We start from the raw sequence: 17,871 nt of genomic DNA, 5'->3' as shown, positions 1-17,871 counted from the left end.
AAAAGATAGTTATTCCTAGAACTGATAGTTCTTCGTCATAACTCCTATTTTAGCTTTGTCCGCTTGACGCCCTTAATATCTTATAAATGCCTAAACGTACAGATATTCAAAAAATTATGGTGATTGGTTCTGGTCCGATTATTATTGGTCAGGCTGCTGAGTTTGACTACGCTGGGACCCAGGCCTGCTTGTCTTTGAAAGAGGAAGGTTATGAGGTTGTCTTGGTGAACTCAAACCCTGCCACCATCATGACGGACAAGGAGATTGCTGACAAGGTTTACATCGAACCAATTACACTTGAGTTTGTGACGCGTATTCTCCGTAAGGAACGTCCAGATGCCTTGCTTCCAACTCTTGGAGGCCAAACAGGGCTCAATATGGCCATGGAATTGTCTAAAAATGGTATCCTAGATGAATTGGGAGTAGAACTTCTCGGTACTAAATTATCGGCCATCGACCAAGCGGAGGACCGTGACCTCTTTAAACAATTGATGGAAGAGCTTGAGCAGCCAATCCCTGAATCTGAAATTGTCAACACAGTGGAAGAAGCTGTTGCCTTTGCGGCGTCAATCGGCTACCCTGTCATCGTCCGTCCAGCCTTTACCCTAGGTGGTACTGGTGGTGGTATGTGTGCCAATGAGGAAGAATTGCGTGAAATCGCTGAAAATGGTTTGAAACTGTCACCTGTTACCCAATGTTTGATTGAGCGTTCCATTGCAGGTTTCAAGGAAATCGAGTACGAAGTTATGCGTGACTCGGCTGACAATGCCCTCGTTGTTTGTAACATGGAAAACTTTGACCCAGTTGGAATTCACACAGGGGACTCTATTGTATTTGCCCCTGCGCAAACCATGTCAGACTATGAAAACCAAATGCTTCGTGATGCCAGCTTGAGCATTATCCGCGCTCTCAAGATTGAAGGTGGATGTAACGTTCAGCTAGCCCTTGATCCCCATAGCTTTAAGTACTATGTTATCGAAGTAAACCCTCGTGTATCGCGTTCTTCTGCCCTTGCTTCTAAGGCGACGGGTTATCCGATTGCCAAATTGGCTGCCAAGATTGCCGTTGGTTTGACTCTGGATGAGGTCATCAACCCAGTTACAGGTTCAACTTATGCTATGTTTGAACCAGCTCTTGACTACGTCGTTGCTAAGATTCCACGTTTCCCATTTGACAAGTTTGAAAAAGGGGAACGTCGTCTCGGTACCCAGATGAAGGCAACTGGAGAAGTTATGGCCATCGGTCGGAACATTGAGGAGTCTCTTCTTAAAGCCTGTCGTTCACTTGAAATTGGGGTTCACCACAATGAAATGCCTGAATTGGCAACCGTTTCTGATGATGCCTTGATTGAAAAGGTTGTCAAGGCCCAAGATGACCGTCTCTTCTACGTATCAGAAGCTATTCGCCGTGGTTACACACCAGAAGAAATCGCTGAGCTTACGAAAATTGATATCTTTTATCTTGATAAACTCTTGCACATCTTTGAAATTGAGCAAGAATTAGGTGCCCATCCACAAGATCTAGAAGTCTTGAAAACAGCTAAACTCAATGGATTTTCAGACCGCAAGATTGCGGAGCTTTGGGAAACGACAGCTGAGCAAGTTCGCCAACTTCGCTTGGAAAACAAGATTGTCCCAGTCTACAAGATGGTCGATACCTGTGCGGCGGAGTTTGACTCTGAAACACCATATTTCTATTCAACCTATGGATGGGAAAATGAGTCTATCAAGTCTGATAAGGAATCCGTCCTAGTCCTAGGTTCAGGTCCAATCCGTATCGGACAAGGGGTTGAGTTTGACTATGCAACTGTTCACTCTGTTAAGGCGATTCAGGCTGCTGGTTATGAAGCCATCATCATGAACTCAAATCCAGAGACTGTTTCGACGGACTTCTCTGTGTCTGACAAGCTCTACTTTGAGCCATTAACTTTTGAAGATGTCATGAATGTCATTGATTTGGAGCAACCAAAAGGCGTTATTGTTCAGTTCGGTGGTCAAACAGCTATCAACCTTGCAGAGCCCTTGGCAAAAGCTGGTGTGACCATCCTTGGTACGCAAGTCGCTGATCTAGACCGTGCAGAAGACCGTGACCTCTTCGAGCAAGCTCTAAAAGACCTGGATATTCCACAGCCACCAGGACAAACGGCTACCAATGAAGAAGAAGCCGTGCTTGCAGCTCGCAAGATTGGTTTCCCAGTCCTTGTTCGCCCATCTTATGTCTTGGGGGGACGTGCCATGGAAATCGTTGAAAACGAAGAAGACCTCCGTTCTTACATGCGTACCGCTGTTAAGGCTAGTCCAGACCACCCAGTTCTTGTTGACTCTTACATCGTTGGGCAAGAGTGTGAAGTTGATGCCATTTCAGATGGAGAAAATGTCCTTATCCCTGGTATCATGGAACATATCGAGCGTGCTGGTGTCCACTCAGGTGACTCCATGGCTGTTTATCCTCCACAAACCTTGTCGCGAAAGGTTCAGGAAACTATCGCAGACTACACCAAACGCCTAGCAATCGGCCTTAACTGTCTTGGGATGATGAACATCCAGTTTGTCATCAAGGATGAAAAAGTCTACGTTATTGAGGTCAATCCACGTGCCAGCCGTACGGTGCCATTCCTTTCTAAGGTAACTAATATTCCTATGGCTCAAGTAGCAACCAAGCTCATTCTTGGTCAAAGTCTTGAAGAACTTGGCTACCAAGATGGACTTTATCCAGAAAGCACTCGCGTTCATATCAAGGCGCCAGTCTTCTCCTTTACGAAACTAGCTAAGGTAGACAGCTTGCTCGGTCCTGAAATGAAGTCAACAGGGGAAGTTATGGGTTCTGATACTACTCTTGAAAAAGCTTTGTACAAGGCCTTTGAAGCTTCTTACCTGCACTTGCCAACTTTTGGAAATGTGGTCTTTACCATCGCTGATGATGCCAAAGATGAAGCCTTGGACTTGGCTCGTCGTTTCCAAAATATCGGCTACGGTATCCTCGCGACAGAAGGGACAGCAGCCTTCTTTGCTAGTCATGGACTGCAAGCCCAACCTGTTGGTAAGATCGGTGACGATGAACAGGATATCCCAAGCTTTGTTCGCAAAGGGAAAATTCAAGCAATTATCAATACTGTCGGAACCAAGCGAACTGCTGACGAAGATGGTGAGCAAATCCGCCGTTCAGCTATTGAACACGGTGTGCCACTATTTACAGCCCTAGATACAGCTAATGCCATGCTTAAGGTGCTAGAAAGCCGTAGTTTTGTCACAGAAGCGATCTAGTTGAGAAAGAATTTTTACAGTTTTAAAGCCAGCGTCAGAAAACGCTGGCTTTTGCAATACTGATATTGCTTATTTCAACTATCATTTTTTTTATTTGTAATCATTCTAAAATGTGATATAATAAGCGTGAATTGGAAATAGGTAAACTATTTTCATCATTCTTTCAAAAAATATTCTATTAAGAAATATGTAAAGACAGATTAGAAAGTGTAAAATCCCTATGTCCTCTTATAAAAAAGTCTCTCTTTCTGAGATCAATCAATCTATTGAAACTCCCAATAACAATCATTTTTGGCAAAATCTAAAAGCTTTTTTAGGTCCTGGAGCACTTGTAGCAGTTGGTTATATGGATCCTGGAAACTGGATTACCAGTGTAGTTGGTGGTGCTTCCTACAAATATAGTCTCTTATTTGTTATTTTAATTTCATCCATCATCGCTATGCAGCTACAACAGATGGCTGGAAAGCTCGGTATCGTGACTAGGATGGACCTAGCACAGGCAACAGCTCATCATGCTCCCAAATGGCTTCGCTATAGTCTATGGGTGATTTTAGAATTAGCTTTAATGGCGACAGACTTAGCTGAGGTTCTAGGCTCAGCAATTGCCTTAAATCTTTTATTTAAAATACCGATTATGGTCGCTATCCTCTTAACCGTTTTGGATGTATTTCTTTTGTTGTTGTTGATGAAATTTGGCTTCAAAAAAATTGAAGCCATTGTTACGACTCTTATTTTAACCATATTAGCCATCTTTACCTATCTGGTAGCTTTATCCAATCCAAGTATTCAGGGTATCTTTGGTGGTTATTTACCGACTTCAACATTATTTGAAACACCATTGCCAGGTCATGAAAGCCAATTGACCTTGGCTTTAGGGATTGTAGGAGCGACAGTCATGCCCCATAATCTCTATCTTCATTCATCCCTATCCCAAACAAGGAAAATCAATCACAAAGATAAGAAGGATGTTCGAAAAGCTGTGCGTTTTATGACCTGGGATTCAAATCTTCAGTTGTCTCTAGCCTTTATTGTCAATTCCTTGCTTCTTATTTTAGGGGCATCTCTCTTTTTTGGGCATGCATCTGAAATTTCAGCTTTTTCTCAAATGTACAATGCTTTACAGGATTCGACAATAGCAGGAGCTATAGCCAGCTCAACTCTGTCAACTTTATTTGCCCTAGCTCTCTTAGCAAGTGGTCAAAATTCGACCATTACAGGTACTTTGACAGGACAGATTGTCATGGAAGGTTTCTTGCATCTGAAATTGCCTCAGTGGATAATCCGTATCGGTACCCGTATTTTTGCCTTGCTTCCTGTGATTATAGTCGCCGTCTTGTTTGGACATCAAGAAAAAACCTTGGATCAGTTATTGGTCTATTCACAGGTATTTCTGTCAATCGCTCTTCCGTTTTCAATCTTCCCCTTAATCTATCTGACCTCTAAGAAGTCACTGATGGGAGAATTCACTAATGCCAAGTGGAACACCATCCTAGGTTACGCAGTTTCAATCATCTTGACCATTCTCAATATCAAGCTTCTTTTCGATATTTTTTAACCTCGTTTGAAATCAATTATAGTGTCAGCGTGAAGGTTGACAAATAGAAAGTAGTAGTGATTGGTTCATAAAAAGAAGTACAAAAAAAGAACAGTGGTAACTGTTCTTTTTTTGATTATTTGAGACCGTATTTTTTGTTGAAACGATCCACGCGTCCATCTGCTTGAGTGAACTTTTGACGTCCAGTGTAGAATGGGTGTGAGTCTGATGAAATTTCCACACGGATCAATGGGTAAGTTTCGCCTTCGAACTCAACAGTTTCGTTAGAGCGTTTTGTTGAACCGCTAAGGAATTTGTAACCAGTAGTTGTGTCCATGAAGACAACTGGGCGATATTCTGGATGGATATCTTTTTTCATTTTGCAATATTTCCTTTCTGCCATGGTCTCTTTGCGAGCCATAGATTGTTACCATACTAGTCTATCAGATTCTGATAAGTTTGGCAAGTCTTTTCCCTGATTTTATTAAAAATCTTGATAAAAAATCACTCCAGTGTTTACTGGAGTGAGGGTAGAAGAATGATTAGTTCTCTTGATTTGGAGTTTTTTCTTCTTGTTGATTTTTTACTTCTGTTTCTTTAACTGGTTCTGTGTTTTCTGCTGCTGATTTAGCCTCTTTTTCAGTTTCAGTAGGTTCTGTTTCTGTTGATTCTGTTACAGTTTCAGTTTCAGCTTCAGCCTCTGTTTCTGTTGGTTCGTTTACTGGCTCAGCTTCTGTTTTTGTTTCAGATTCTGTAGTTTCTTCTTTTACTGGTTCTGCGTTTTCTGCTGTTGATTCAGCTTCTACATTAGCTGGTTCCTTAGCTTCCTCTTTTTGCTCGGTTTCCTCTTTAGCTGTCTCTGTTTTTTCAGCTGTAGTTTCTTCTTTTTTACGTTCTTGAGATTCTTTTTTGATTTCTTCGACTGCAGTTTTAACGGTAGAGCTTGTTACACGTCCGACAGTTTGAGCAAAATCTTTACCAGACTCAGCTAATTCAGTAAATGATTCTTTGGTAATTTTACCACCTGACATTGCCAAGAGACCAGTTACAACTAGTGCAATGCTAGCAAGAATAGCTAAAATCAAACCAAAGCCGATTGAAATGCCATATCCACCAAAGTTAGACATGTATTTATTTACATTAAAGAGACTATTTAGTGTAACGAGAGTTGCAATTGCACCCGCAACAATGACACCAATTGAGAACCCTTTAGGCATTGCTTTATTCATGTTATTCAAGCACGCAAGAACAATAGACACAATAGCTGCGATAATGACAAACCACCCATCTCCTTGGTAACCATTCACACTATAGGACCCAAAAGCACCTGCATTTAAACTAGCCCATGGCAAAAGTGAACCAAGGATTGCTACTCCAGCAGAAATGAGGATAAACAAACGATTTTTTTCCATTATTAAGTCTCCTTTTATTCAGTTTGATTTATTATACCATAAACTGAGGTACAAAGAAACCGTATATTTTAAGAATCTAGCATATAAAAGGCCAAGAAAATTCTTTCTTAGCCTTGGTGAACCTGTAGAGCCTCTTTCAGTTCTTTGTATATTTGTTCGTTTTCTTCTAGACTATAGGAATTGGCGCCACTAGCTAATGGATGTCCTCCTCCGTCGTGTTCTTTGGCAATTTCATTGATAGGGGTAATTTTACTGCGCATTCGCACACGGAAGTGACCATCAGCTTGCTCAACAAAGATAGCCCAAGCCTTAACAGTATCAATTCGACCAGGTGCTCCGACAATTGCCGCTGTTTCAGCATCCGTAACCTTATATTTTTCCAAGATGTCTTGAGTAAGCAGAACGCGTGCAGCCCCATTCTCATCAACTTCTAAGTGATCATAAACATATCCTTGCAATTTTGCAATCTTGAAGCTCATGGTATCCATTTGACGAGACAATCCAGCAAAGTCAAAATCAATTTCTCGGAGCTGGCCAGCTATTCTAAAGGTACGGGCACTAGTTGACGGGTAGAGAAAACGCCCTGTGTCTCCAACAATTCCTGCATAGAGAAGTCGTGCCGCTTCACTAGATAAAGCTAGCTGATTTTCTTGAGCAAATAGAGCAATCATCTCACTGGCGCTGCTTGAACTTGTATCCACCCAAGATAGGTCACCATAGATATCATCATTTGGATGGTGATCGATTTTGATGGTGAAATCAGCTTGTTCGTAGCGTTTATCATCGATACGAGGACGATTCGCTGTATCACAAATAATAGCAAGAGCTCCTTGGTAGTCACTGTCTTGGACAGTATCCATTTCCGCCATCCAAGTTAGAGTTGGTTCGTTAAAACCGACGGCTTTGATGGTCTTTTCAGGAAAATGGTGTGTGAGAAGAGCTTTCAAGCCTACCTGACTCCCTATGGCATCTGGATCTGGTTTCATATGACGGTGAATGATAATGGTATCGTATTCTTTGATTTTCTCTAATATTTGCTGGCAAATTTCCATAAATAACCTCAATTCTTTCTCATTTCATTGTAGCACAAGAATTTTTATTTTTAAAATGAAAAAGATATGATATAATGGAGAAAGATAAATTGAGGAGGACGATATGGCATTAGCAAAAATTGTATTTGCCAGTATGACCGGTAATACCGAAGAAATTGCAGATATTGTAGCAGATAAATTGCGAGATTTGGGCTTGGATGTCGATGTTGATGAATGTACGACTGTTGACGCTTCAGACTTCTTGGAAGCGGATATCGCAATCGTTGCGACTTACACTTACGGAGATGGAGAATTGCCAGATGAGATGATGGACTTCTACGAAGACCTAGCTGATCTCAACTTGAATGGCAAAATCTACGGAGTGGTCGGTTCAGGAGATACCTTCTACGACGAATTCTGTAAGGCTGTTGATGACTTTGATCGTGTATTTGTAGCGACAGGAGCTGAAAAAGGTTCAGAGTGCGTTAAAGTAGACCTTTCTGCCGAAGAAGAAGACATCGAACGCTTGGAACAATTCGCAGAAGAATTGGCTGCAAAAGTAGGATAAGAAACAAACTGCACTGACTGGAAGGAGTCAGTGCAGTTTTTAGTAGTTAAACTAGATTTTACTAGCCTATTTGCTGGCTTTTTGATACAATAATTCAAATAAAGGAGGAGACACTATGGATTTAGCTAGTATTCGGCAAGAAATTGATCAAATCGACGACCAAATCGTCAAGCTCCTAGAAGAACGGATGCATTTGGTTGAGGGAGTAGTTGCCTATAAGAAAGCCTCAGGAAAACCTATTTTAGATAGCAAGCGAGAAGAAGTCATTTTTGAAAGGGTAAGAAGTCGTGTAACCAATAAGAATTATCAAGAAACCATTGTTGCGACTTTTTCAGATATTCTCAAACGTTCGCGTGACTATCAGGATCAAAACATCAAATGAAAAAAGAACAATTCTATCCGCTAGGGATTTTTTTAGCTGCTATGTTGGGTGGACTTGTCCGCTATTTTCTATCTAGTCAGTTGCCAGCCAGTCCTGACTTTCCTTGGGGAACCCTCCTTGTCAACTATCTGGGAATTTTCTGCTTGGTCTATCTGGTAAAAGGCTATCTGGTCTATAAGGGAAGCAGTAAAGGTTTGGTTTTGGCGCTGGGTACAGGCTTTTGCGGTGGTTTAACAACCTTTTCTAGCCTGCTTTTGGATGCTGTGAAGTTGCTCGATACCGAGCGTTATCTTAGTTTAGGCATCTACCTACTTTTGAGTATTGGCGGAGGCCTGCTCTTGGCTTATTGTCTAGGGAGGAAGAAATGGTAATCGTCTATCTTGCAATCGCCTGCGGACTTGGAGCCCTGGTGCGTTATTTCTTTTCCCGCTATAATCAAGCTTCAAAATTACCTCTAGGAACTCTCATAGCCAATCTTATAGGATGTTTTTTAATTGGCTTACTCTACAATCATGTGGAGTCCAAGGAAATCTATGCTATCCTAGCGACAGGTTTTTGTGGAGGGTTGACGACCTTTTCAACCTTGAATGATGAGCTGCAAAGACTGTTAAGTGACAAGAAGGTATTTTATAGCTATTTTCTCTTAACTTACATAGGCGGTTTTCTAGCGATTTTTTTAGGAATTCTGCTATAAATTTCTTTACTTTTAGGTGGAAATTTGGTAAACTGTATCTTGTGTGTAATGGACGCACAAAAATACAGTTTATCCGCTGAGGAAGGTTCCTCAAGATTGACAAAGATAGGAGAATAAAATGAATCCATTAATCCAAAGCTTGACTGAAGGTCAACTTCGTACAGATATCCCATCATTCCGTCCTGGTGACACAGTTCGTGTACACGCGAAAGTTGTCGAAGGTAACCGTGAACGTATCCAGATTTTTGAAGGTGTTGTTATCGCACGTAAAGGTGCTGGCATCTCAGAAAACTACACAGTTCGTAAAATCTCTAACGGTGTAGGTGTTGAGCGTATCTTCCCAATTCACACTCCACGTGTTGAAAAAATCGAAGTTGTTCGTTACGGTAAAGTACGTCGTGCGAAATTGTACTACTTGCGTGCTCTTCAAGGTAAGGCAGCTCGTATCAAAGAAATCCGTCGTTAATTCGACTAAAAACTCTGCTCACCCAGCAGGGTTTTTCTCTAGCTCCCTTAGTTCAATGGATATAACAACTCCCTCCTAAGGAGTAGTTGCAGGTTCGATCCCTGCAGGGGGCATATAAACTATTGATTTTTTATGTAGAAATCACTCAAGTTAAAATAGAAATCTAAAAGCGTGAGACCACGCTTTTTTGTTTGTGGTGAATGATGGAAGTGGGAGAATTTGAATATAATTATATATAGTAAAAGATTTTAAGTAATTGCTTATAATTATTTGATTTTTTAGGAAGGAAAGAGTAAAATTTAGTTGATATGATAACTAGTTAGGAGATTGACTATGAACGGTTTAGTTTTAGGATTGGATATTGGTATTGCATCCGTAGGAGTGGGAATTCTAGAAAAAAATTCTGGAAAGATTATCCATGCGAATTCTCGTCTTTTTCCAGCTGCAACAGCTGATAATAATGTTGAAAGAAGAAAAAATAGACAGGCTCGACGATTACATCGTAGGAAAAAACACCGTGGTGTTCGCTTTCAAGATCTATTTGAAGACTATGGTTTGTTAACTGATTTTTCTAAGGTATCCATTAATCTTAATCCATATCGACTTCGTGTAGATGGCTTGAATCAGCAACTAACGAATGAAGAGCTGTTCATAGCTTTAAAGAACATTGTTAAGAGACGTGGTATTAGCTATTTAGATGATGCTTCTGAGGATGGGGGTACAGTATCATCTGATTATGGTAAGGCAGTTGAAGAAAATAGAAAATTACTTGCTGAACAAACACCTGGTCAAATCCAACTAGAACGTTTCGAAAAATATGGTCAGGTAAGAGGAGATTTCACTGTTGTGGAAAATGGTGAGAAACGCCGATTGATCAATGTTTTTTCAACATCTGCTTATAGAAAAGAAGCTGAAAGAATTCTTAGAAAACAGCAGGAATTCAATAGTAAAATTACAGATGAATTTATAGAGGATTGTCTAAAAATCCTTACAGGGAAAAGAAAATATTATCATGGACCAGGTAATGAAAAATCTCGGACGGATTATGGACGTTTTAGAACAGACGGTACGACGTTAGATAATATTTTTGGTATTTTAATTGGGAAATGTACATTTTATCCGGATGAATACAGAGCTTCAAAAGCTTCCTATACTGCTCAAGAGTTTAATTTACTAAATGATTTAAATAATTTAACAGTTCCTACAGAAACGAAGAAACTTAGTGAGGAACAAAAGAAAGTTATTGTTGAGTATGCTAAGGAAGCTAAAACCTTAGGAGCCTCAACCTTATTGAAGTACATTGCTAAAATGATTGATGCTTCAGTAGATCAGATACGTGGTTATCGAGTTGATGTAAACAATAAACCTGAAATACATACTTTTGAAGCATATCGAAAAATGCAATCGCTAGAAACAATTTCAGTTGGGGAATTGTCTAGAAATGTTCTAGATGAGCTTGCCCATATTTTAACTCTAAATACTGAACGAGAAGGTATAGAAGAAGCGATTAACACAAAGTTAAAGGATTCTTTTAGTCAAGACCAAGTACTTGAATTAGTTCAATTTAGAAAAAATAATAGCAGTCTATTTAGTAAGGGATGGCATAATTTTTCTCTTAAACTCATGATGGAATTGATACCAGAACTCTATGAAACTTCAGAAGAGCAAATGACAATTCTAACACGATTGGGGAAACAAAAATCTAAAGAAATATCAAAAAGAACCAAGTATATTGATGAAAAAGAATTAACAGAAGAAATTTATAACCCTGTAGTAGCAAAATCTGTCAGACAGGCCATAAAGATAATCAATGAAGCAACTAAAAAACATGGTATCTTTGATAATATCGTTATCGAAATGGCGCGTGAAAATAACGAAGAAGACGCTAAGAAAGATTATATAAAACGTCAAAAGGCAAACCAAGATGAGAAAAATGCAGCTATGGAAAAGGCTGCATTCCAATACAATGGGAAAAAAGAGTTACCAGATAGTATTTTTCATGGGCAGAAGGAATTGGCTACTAAGATTCGTTTATGGCACCAGCAGGGAGAGAAGTGTCTCTATACTGGGAAGAACATTCCAATTTCAGATTTAATTCACAATCAGTACAAGTACGAAATTGACCATATTTTACCTCTTTCTTTATCGTTTGATGATAGTCTATCTAATAAAGTATTGGTTCTAGCTACAGCAAACCAAGAAAAAGGCCAACGTACTCCGTTTCAGGCTTTAGATAGTATGGATGATGCCTGGTCCTACCGTGAGTTTAAATCTTATGTAAAAGAGTCTAAATTATTAGGTAATAAAAAGAAAGAGTACCTTTTAACGGAAGAAGATATTAGTAAAATTGAAGTGAAGCAGAAATTCATCGAACGGAATTTAATTGACACTCGATATTCTTCTCGAGTTGTTTTAAATGCTCTACAAGATTTTTATAAAGCGCATAAATTCGATACAACTATTTCGGTGGTACGTGGACAATTTACCTCTCAGCTAAGAAGAAAGTGGGGACTTGAAAAGTCTCGTGAGACTTACCATCATCATGCTGTTGATGCCTTAATTATTGCCGCTTCGAGTCAATTAAGATTATGGAAAAAACAGAATAATCCTCTGATTGCTTATAAAGAAGGACAGTTTGTTGATTCAGAGACTGGAGAAATTATTTCATTAAGTGATGATGAATACAAAGAGTTAGTGTTTAAAGCTCCTTATGACCATTTTGTTGATACATTAAGTAGCAAGACATTTGAGGATAGTATTCTATTTTCTTATCAAGTAGATTCAAAATTTAATCGAAAAATTTCAGATGCTACAATTTATGCAACAAGAAAAGCGAAATTGGATAAAGAGAAGTCTGAAGAAACTTATGTTTTAGGTAAGATTAAAGATATTTATAGTCAAGCAGGATATGATGCTTTCATTAAAATTTATAATAAAGATAAGAGTAAATTCTTGATGTATCACAAAGATCCACAAACATTTGAAAAAGTGATTGAAGAAATTTTAAGAACCTATCCTTCTAAAGAATTGAACGATAAAAATAAAGAGATCCCTTGCAATCCTTTTGAGAAATATAGACAAGAAAATGGGCCTATTCGAAAGTACAGTAAAAAAAGTAATGGTCCAGAAATTAAAAGTCTTAAATACTATGATAATAAACTAGGTAATCACATTGATATCACACCAGAAAGTAGTGATAATCAAGTGGTTCTTCAGTCACTTAAGCCTTGGAGGACAGATGTTTATTTTAATCATCAGACTAAAAAATATGAATTGATGGGTTTGAAATATTCTGATTTATCCTTTGAAAAAGGTAGTGGGAAATATAGTATTTCTAATCAGAAGTATAATTCTATAAAGAGAATTGAAGGTATCGATGAGCAGTCTGAATTTAAATTTACTCTCTATAAAAATGATTTGATATTAATAAAAGATTCAGAAAACAATGAACAAAAATTATTTAGATTTAATTCAAGGAATGATACGGCAAAACATTATATCGAATTAAAACCTTATGATAAAGCTAAATTTGATGGAGAACAAGAATTGATAACGATACTTGGAAATGTTGCGAAAGGAGGACGGTGTTTGAAAGGATTAAATAAATCAAATATCTCTATTTTTAAAGTCAAAACAGATGTTTTGGGTAAAAAACATATCATTAAAAAAGAGGGTGACGAACCAAAACTCAAATTTTAAAAAATATTAAAAAAAGAGTTGCAAACGCTGGTACAATGTATTATAATAGTAAATGTAAGGGACGCCTTGCACAGTTACTTAAATCTTGCAGAAGCTACAAAGATAAGGCTTCATGCCGAATTCAACACCCTGTCATTTATGGCGGGGTGTTTTCGTTTTGTGAAAGAGGGAAATACGATGACTTGGAGAATTGTGCATGTCTGTCAGAGTGAAAAAATGCAATTGAAGTTGGATAACCTTTTAATTAAGAAAATGGGTCAAGACTATGTTATCCCACTGAGTGATATTTCGATAATTGTAGCAGAAGGAGGGGAGACTGTTGTAACTTTAAGGTTATTAAGTGCTTTAAGTAAGTACAATATTGCCTTGATTGTCTGTGATAATGAGCACTTGCCTACTGGAATTTATCATTCTCAAAATGGCCATTTTAGAGCCTATAAAAAATTACAGGAGCAATTATTGTGGACGCAGGAGCAAAAAGATAAATTATGGCAGATAGTGACCTACTTCAAAATAAACAATCAGCAAGATGTTCTTGCAATGTTTGAGAAAAATATTGAATGCATTCAATTATTAGCAGACTATAAAGATCATATTGAATATGGAGATAAAACCAATCGTGAAGGTCATGCTGCTAAAGTTTATTTCAATGAATTATTTGGAAAGAAATTCGTACGTCTTACACAACAGGAAACGGATGTCATCAATGCTGGCCTAAATTATGGTTATGCAATCATGAGAGCGCAGATGGCACGTATTATTGCTGGTTATGGTTTGAATCCTTTGATTGGCATTTTCCATAAGAATGAATATAACCAGTTTAACTTGGTTGATGATCTAATGGAACCTTTTCGGCAGATTATCGATGTCTGGGTCTATCAAAATTTACGAGATGAAGAATATTTGAAGTACGAGTTTCGCTTGGCGCTAACAGATACATTAAATGCAAAGATTCGTTATGGGAAAGAAACGTGTTCTGTAACAGTAGCAATGGATAAATATGTCAAAGGCTTTCTAAAATGTATCTCTGATAAGGATACTAGTAAATTTTACTGTCCGGTGGTGTCGAGTATAGAATGGAGCTAAAGAAATGAGGTATGAAGCATTGAGATTATTGTGTTTTTTTGATTTACCAATGGAAACTAATCAAGAAAAAAGGGTCTATCGTAACTTTCGGAAAGATTTAATTGCCAATGGTTTTGAAATGTTGCAGTTTTCTGTTTATTATCGAACCTGTCCTAATCGAAGTTTTGCAAGTAAATTCTATAAAAAATTAAGTCAGAGTAATTTACCAAGTGGGAATGTCCGTTTGCTAGCTGTGACTGAAAAACAATTTTCTGAAATGGTTTTAATAATTGGTGGAAAAACAAAGCAAGAAGAAGTAGTCAGTGATAATAAGTTGGTAGTTATATGAACATGAACATTAGTTATCCATACAAGGATAAAATTTCATTAAGTTTTGGTCAATTTACTCAAATTGTAGGTCAAGATCAGCAATTAAAATATTATATTTGGCAGATACTATTATGGTATTTTGGAGGAAAAAAATATAGTGAGGAAGATTTAGTTCTATTTGAACAAAATGAGCCTAAAATACTAATAGACGATATAATGGTTTCCCGGTCAGAATTCAGTGTTATTCAAGTGTCCAATATCAATGATTTAATTGAACAAATGGAATATAAAAAAGGAACAGTAGCCTATGATTATATAAAGAAAAAGATTAATTCTATAGAGATAATGGAGCAAATTGAAAATATCAATGACAATCTAGATAGGATTTCACTTCTATTGAATCAGAAGTTGAATCTTCAATTAGATGAAATTATCTATCATACCGAAGCAAAATATTTTAATACGGATCAATTGATTCAAAAGAATTTTTTACCATACTTTGGAAAAAATGATAAAAATATATCCTTTGAATTTGTAGACAATAAGACAAAGTTTTTATTATTTCTTTCCATGTTAGAAGTCATGGCGACGAACAGTTCTGAAAAGTTTTTGCTTGTCTTACGAAATTTGGATGATTTTCTATCCTATAGTGATTTTGTTGAATGTTGCGAGAAAATGGAGTTTCTGACTAATCATAATGATTCATTATATATTGTTTTGTTTCCTTCCAATGAAGGTTATCTTCATGTCACGAAAGAAGTTTTAGAGGAAATCAATATTGTTTCCGATTATGTTGATCATTTTTATTCGCTAGAATTCATGTATGATCGCTTTACCAATCAGTATCCAATAAATCAAATACCTGATGAACAAGAATTTTTAACTTCTTTAAGAAAAATTGGATCCTATTTATTTAGCTCGGACATTCTCCACATGAGTCTATCTGTAGAAGATCAAGTGGCATTAAAAATTTTGAATAATTTGTATCAATATGAAATGAAAAAAAAATTCTGTATTGGATCAATCAATCCTATGTTATTGAAATATTTGGAAGAATAGTATTGACGAGTGAGATTTAAGGCTTTATAATGTTTTTGAGGGAACAAAAATCAAAATTGACGAATTTGAGGTTTTTGTACTCTCAAGATTTAAGTAACTGTACAACCCATTGTTGAGGACGAAGTGTTCAATCAAGGTTTTTGTACTCTCAAGATTTAAGTAACTGTACAACTTCCACAACTGAGTAACCGATAAAAAAGCAGTTTTTGTACTCTCAAGATTTAAGTAACTGTACAACAGTTCTTGACTGTGATATTTGCTCCTGAACGTTTTTGTACTCTCAAGATTTAAGTAACTGTACAACCTCGTTCCCATTAGATGTTTCAAACACCTTGTTTTTGTACTCTCAAGATTTAAGTAACTGTACAACAACATTGATATTTCAACCTTTCTAAGCATTGTTTTTGTACTCTCAAGATTTAAGTAACTGTACAACATCACCCCTTTCATGGTGTAAAATAGGGTAGTTTTTGTACTCTCAAGATTTAAGTAACTGTACAACCGCCCGCTGGGAAGAAGACCCACGCATCATGTTTTTGTACTCTCAAGATTTAAGTAACTGTACAACCCCAGTCATAATTATCCCAACCAAAAACTCGTTTTTGTACTCTCAAGATTTAAGTAACTGTACAACCATTATCAAATAATCTTAGTCAGATTGAACGTTTTTGTACTCTCAAGATTTAAGTAACTGTACAACAACTTCGTGCTAAAGGTTACATCAAGGGTAGTTTTTGTACTCTCAAGATTTAAGTAACTGTACAACCTGTTTCAGACGATGGAGATATTTCAACAGGTTTTTGTACTCTCAAGATTTAAGTAACTGTACAACTTCTATTTCTATAATCATTATAACACAATTGTTTTTGTACTCTCAAGATTTAAGTAACTGTACAACTAACAGGTTTACTTGATGGATTGGCGCTGGGTTTTTGTACTCTCAAGATTTAAGTAACTGTACAACAAAGCCCCATCTTTACTCACCTCCTTTCTAGTTTTTGTACTCTCAAGATTTAAGTAACTGTACAACAGAGTATCATACGAGCCTTGGGATCAAAAGTTTTTGTACTCTCAAGATTTAAGTAACTGTACAACTAGCCCGTCACTTTATTATATCAAACGCACGTTTTTGTACTCTCAAGATTTAAGTAACTGTACAACCTTTTGCTAGCTTGTACGATATTTCACTAAGTTTTTGTACTCTCAAGATTTAAGTAACTGTACAACCCATCATCAGAATAAGTAAAATCCTGAAAGGTTTTTGTACTCTCAAGATTTAAGTAACTGTACAACACTGAAAAAGCTGTCAAGCTTACTGCTCCGTTTTTGTACTCTCAAGATTTAAGTAACTGTACAACGATAAGCTCATCCACATTGTTAAAACTTCCGTTTTTGTACTCTCAAGATTTAAGTAACTGTACAACCTAAAGCATGGTACGGGGATAAGTTTTCTGGTTTTTGTACTCTCAAGATTTAAGTAACTGTACAACAACGCATTAGATTTCTGGAAGATGAACTGTGTTTTTGTACTCTCAAGATTTAAGTAACTGTACAACCATATTCCTATCATTTAGAAGTTAAACGTAGTTTTTGTACTCTCAAGATTTAAGTAACTGTACAACGAGAACATCGTGGAGGAAGGAGAATAACATGTTTTTGTACTCTCAAGATTTAAGTAACTGTACAACTTAAGGGCGCTGGTATGACACCAGAGATAAGTTTTTGTACTCTCAAGATTTAAGTAACTGTACAACAATGTGTCAACTCATTCACAAGCGGGATACGTTTTTGTACTCTCAAGATTTAAGTAACTGTACAACTGAAGGATGATGGCAAATGGTACTACCTAAGTTTTTGTACTCTCAAGATTTAAGTAACTGTACAACGGTTTTTAAATTGTACTTTTCCATAAAGACGTTTTTGTACTCTCAAGATTTAAGTAACTGTACAACAAGCGATATAGATAATGCTGAGCAGATCAGGGTTTTTGTACTCTCAAGATTTAAGTAACTGTACAACTTTTGGTAAAAAGCACTCTGAAGAAACAAAGTTTTTGTACTCTCAAGATTTAAGTAACTGTACAACCTTTCCTATAATGTAAACCAACATTTAGGCGTTTTTGTACTCTCAAGATTTAAGTAACTGTACAACACCCTGACGGGTCTTATCCAAAAGAAGAATGTTTTTGTACTCTCAAGATTTAAGTAACTGTACAACAAATCAGCAGTCTAACAATTAAGTTTCTTAGTTTTTGTACTCTCAAGATTTAAGTAACTGTACAACTGTTTCCATAAAATTCTCTTTGTTCTGGCCGTTTTTGTACTCTCAAGATTTAAGTAACTGTACAACTACAACAAGACAAAGGACG

General features: G+C 37.2%; 14 protein-coding genes, 1 tRNA gene and 1 CRISPR repeat array. Of the genes, 12 read left to right on the top strand and 3 right to left on the bottom strand.

What is annotated here, in order from left to right; genetic code table 11:
- Positions 1–86 precede the first annotated feature (86 nt).
- Together carB and GMD6S_RS02835 are read left to right on the top strand one after the other, a co-directional pair.
- Positions 87–3,263, top strand: coding sequence for a carbamoyl-phosphate synthase large subunit (gene carB / locus GMD6S_RS02840; RefSeq protein ID WP_008292738.1), 3,177 nt, complete (start codon positions 87–89; stop codon positions 3,261–3,263).
- A 220-nt stretch (positions 3,264–3,483) separates the two neighbouring features.
- Positions 3,484–4,818, top strand: coding sequence for an Nramp family divalent metal transporter (locus GMD6S_RS02835; RefSeq protein WP_000100514.1), 1,335 nt, complete (start codon positions 3,484–3,486; stop codon positions 4,816–4,818).
- A 115-nt stretch (positions 4,819–4,933) separates the two neighbouring features.
- Here the strand turns inward: GMD6S_RS02835 and GMD6S_RS02830 are convergent, their stop codons facing one another.
- The 3 genes from GMD6S_RS02830 to GMD6S_RS02820 form a co-directional block, all read right to left on the bottom strand.
- A complete protein-coding gene (locus tag GMD6S_RS02830; RefSeq protein WP_000710762.1) occupies positions 4,934–5,176 on the bottom strand; it encodes a type B 50S ribosomal protein L31 in 243 nt (80 codons plus the stop codon).
- 163 nt (positions 5,177–5,339) lie between these two features.
- Positions 5,340–6,209: a hypothetical protein gene (locus tag GMD6S_RS02825; protein ID WP_000414493.1), complete on the bottom strand. Its 870-nt coding sequence runs from the start codon at positions 6,207–6,209 to the stop codon at positions 5,340–5,342.
- A 107-nt stretch (positions 6,210–6,316) separates the two neighbouring features.
- A complete protein-coding gene (locus GMD6S_RS02820; RefSeq protein ID WP_000401763.1) occupies positions 6,317–7,261 on the bottom strand; it encodes a DHH family phosphoesterase in 945 nt (314 codons plus the stop codon).
- 103 nt (positions 7,262–7,364) lie between these two features.
- Here GMD6S_RS02820 and GMD6S_RS02815 point away from each other — a divergent pair, with 103 nt between their 5' ends.
- From GMD6S_RS02815 to csn2-St, 10 genes are all read left to right on the top strand, one after another.
- Positions 7,365–7,808 (top strand): flavodoxin, encoded by a 444-nt coding sequence (locus GMD6S_RS02815; RefSeq protein ID WP_001162125.1) that lies wholly within the window; start codon positions 7,365–7,367, stop codon positions 7,806–7,808.
- Positions 7,809–7,923: 115 nt separating this feature from the next.
- Positions 7,924–8,190, top strand: a complete 267-nt coding sequence (locus tag GMD6S_RS02810) for a chorismate mutase (RefSeq protein WP_000362352.1) — start codon at positions 7,924–7,926, stop codon at positions 8,188–8,190.
- Positions 8,187–8,561, top strand: a complete 375-nt coding sequence (gene crcB / locus GMD6S_RS02805; RefSeq protein WP_000712084.1) for a fluoride efflux transporter CrcB — start codon at positions 8,187–8,189, stop codon at positions 8,559–8,561. Before GMD6S_RS02810 ends, crcB (GMD6S_RS02805) begins: the two co-directional genes overlap by 4 nt.
- Positions 8,555–8,884, top strand: a complete 330-nt coding sequence (crcB, locus tag GMD6S_RS02800) for a fluoride efflux transporter CrcB (RefSeq protein WP_000237413.1) — start codon at positions 8,555–8,557, stop codon at positions 8,882–8,884. Before crcB (GMD6S_RS02805) ends, crcB (GMD6S_RS02800) begins: the two co-directional genes overlap by 7 nt.
- A gap of 118 nt (positions 8,885–9,002) precedes the next feature.
- Positions 9,003–9,350 (top strand): 50S ribosomal protein L19, encoded by a 348-nt coding sequence (rplS, locus tag GMD6S_RS02795; protein WP_001068669.1) that lies wholly within the window; start codon positions 9,003–9,005, stop codon positions 9,348–9,350.
- 41 nt (positions 9,351–9,391) lie between these two features.
- Positions 9,392–9,463 (top strand) — tRNA-Arg (locus GMD6S_RS02790).
- A 220-nt stretch (positions 9,464–9,683) separates the two neighbouring features.
- Positions 9,684–13,049: a type II CRISPR RNA-guided endonuclease Cas9 gene (cas9, locus tag GMD6S_RS02785; protein WP_001013909.1), complete on the top strand. Its 3,366-nt coding sequence runs from the start codon at positions 9,684–9,686 to the stop codon at positions 13,047–13,049.
- A gap of 177 nt (positions 13,050–13,226) precedes the next feature.
- Complete coding sequence (gene cas1 / locus GMD6S_RS02780) at positions 13,227–14,135, top strand: type II CRISPR-associated endonuclease Cas1 (protein ID WP_000220253.1); 909 nt, start codon at positions 13,227–13,229, stop codon at positions 14,133–14,135.
- Between the two features lie 4 nt (positions 14,136–14,139).
- On the top strand, positions 14,140–14,463 hold the full coding sequence (gene cas2 / locus GMD6S_RS02775; protein WP_001268300.1) for a CRISPR-associated endonuclease Cas2: 324 nt from the start codon (positions 14,140–14,142) through the stop codon (positions 14,461–14,463).
- Positions 14,460–15,503, top strand: coding sequence for a CRISPR-associated protein Csn2-St (gene csn2-St, locus GMD6S_RS02770; RefSeq protein ID WP_001056912.1), 1,044 nt, complete (start codon positions 14,460–14,462; stop codon positions 15,501–15,503). Before cas2 ends, csn2-St begins: the two co-directional genes overlap by 4 nt.
- A gap of 70 nt (positions 15,504–15,573) precedes the next feature.
- Positions 15,574–17,852: direct repeats of the CRISPR family, unit length 36 nt; unit sequence GTTTTTGTACTCTCAAGATTTAAGTAACTGTACAAC.
- Between the last annotated feature and the right edge of the window lie 19 nt (positions 17,853–17,871).

Source organism: Streptococcus sp. GMD6S (assembly GCF_000297015.1).
This window is presented reverse-complemented; position numbering and strand designations above follow the sequence as displayed.

What these genes read in the sequence shown, in the direction of transcription:
- GMD6S_RS02835 (WP_000100514.1), top strand. Translation starts at nt 3,484, where the DNA reads ATGTCCTCTTATAAAAAAGTCTCTCTTTCTGAGATCAATCAATCTATT.
- crcB (WP_000237413.1), top strand. Translation starts at nt 8,555, where the DNA reads ATGGTAATCGTCTATCTTGCAATCGCCTGCGGACTTGGAGCCCTGGTG.
- cas2 (WP_001268300.1), top strand. Translation starts at nt 14,140, where the DNA reads ATGAGGTATGAAGCATTGAGATTATTGTGTTTTTTTGATTTACCAATG.
- GMD6S_RS02825 (WP_000414493.1), bottom strand. Translation starts at nt 6,209, where the DNA reads ATGGAAAAAAATCGTTTGTTTATCCTCATTTCTGCTGGAGTAGCAATC.
- csn2-St (WP_001056912.1), top strand. Translation starts at nt 14,460, where the DNA reads ATGAACATGAACATTAGTTATCCATACAAGGATAAAATTTCATTAAGT.
- GMD6S_RS02810 (WP_000362352.1), top strand. Translation starts at nt 7,924, where the DNA reads ATGGATTTAGCTAGTATTCGGCAAGAAATTGATCAAATCGACGACCAA.
- rplS (WP_001068669.1), top strand. Translation starts at nt 9,003, where the DNA reads ATGAATCCATTAATCCAAAGCTTGACTGAAGGTCAACTTCGTACAGAT.
- crcB (WP_000712084.1), top strand. Translation starts at nt 8,187, where the DNA reads ATGAAAAAAGAACAATTCTATCCGCTAGGGATTTTTTTAGCTGCTATG.
- carB (WP_008292738.1), top strand. Translation starts at nt 87, where the DNA reads ATGCCTAAACGTACAGATATTCAAAAAATTATGGTGATTGGTTCTGGT.
- GMD6S_RS02830 (WP_000710762.1), bottom strand. Translation starts at nt 5,176, where the DNA reads ATGAAAAAAGATATCCATCCAGAATATCGCCCAGTTGTCTTCATGGAC.
- cas9 (WP_001013909.1), top strand. Translation starts at nt 9,684, where the DNA reads ATGAACGGTTTAGTTTTAGGATTGGATATTGGTATTGCATCCGTAGGA.
- GMD6S_RS02815 (WP_001162125.1), top strand. Translation starts at nt 7,365, where the DNA reads ATGGCATTAGCAAAAATTGTATTTGCCAGTATGACCGGTAATACCGAA.
- cas1 (WP_000220253.1), top strand. Translation starts at nt 13,227, where the DNA reads ATGACTTGGAGAATTGTGCATGTCTGTCAGAGTGAAAAAATGCAATTG.
- GMD6S_RS02820 (WP_000401763.1), bottom strand. Translation starts at nt 7,261, where the DNA reads ATGGAAATTTGCCAGCAAATATTAGAGAAAATCAAAGAATACGATACC.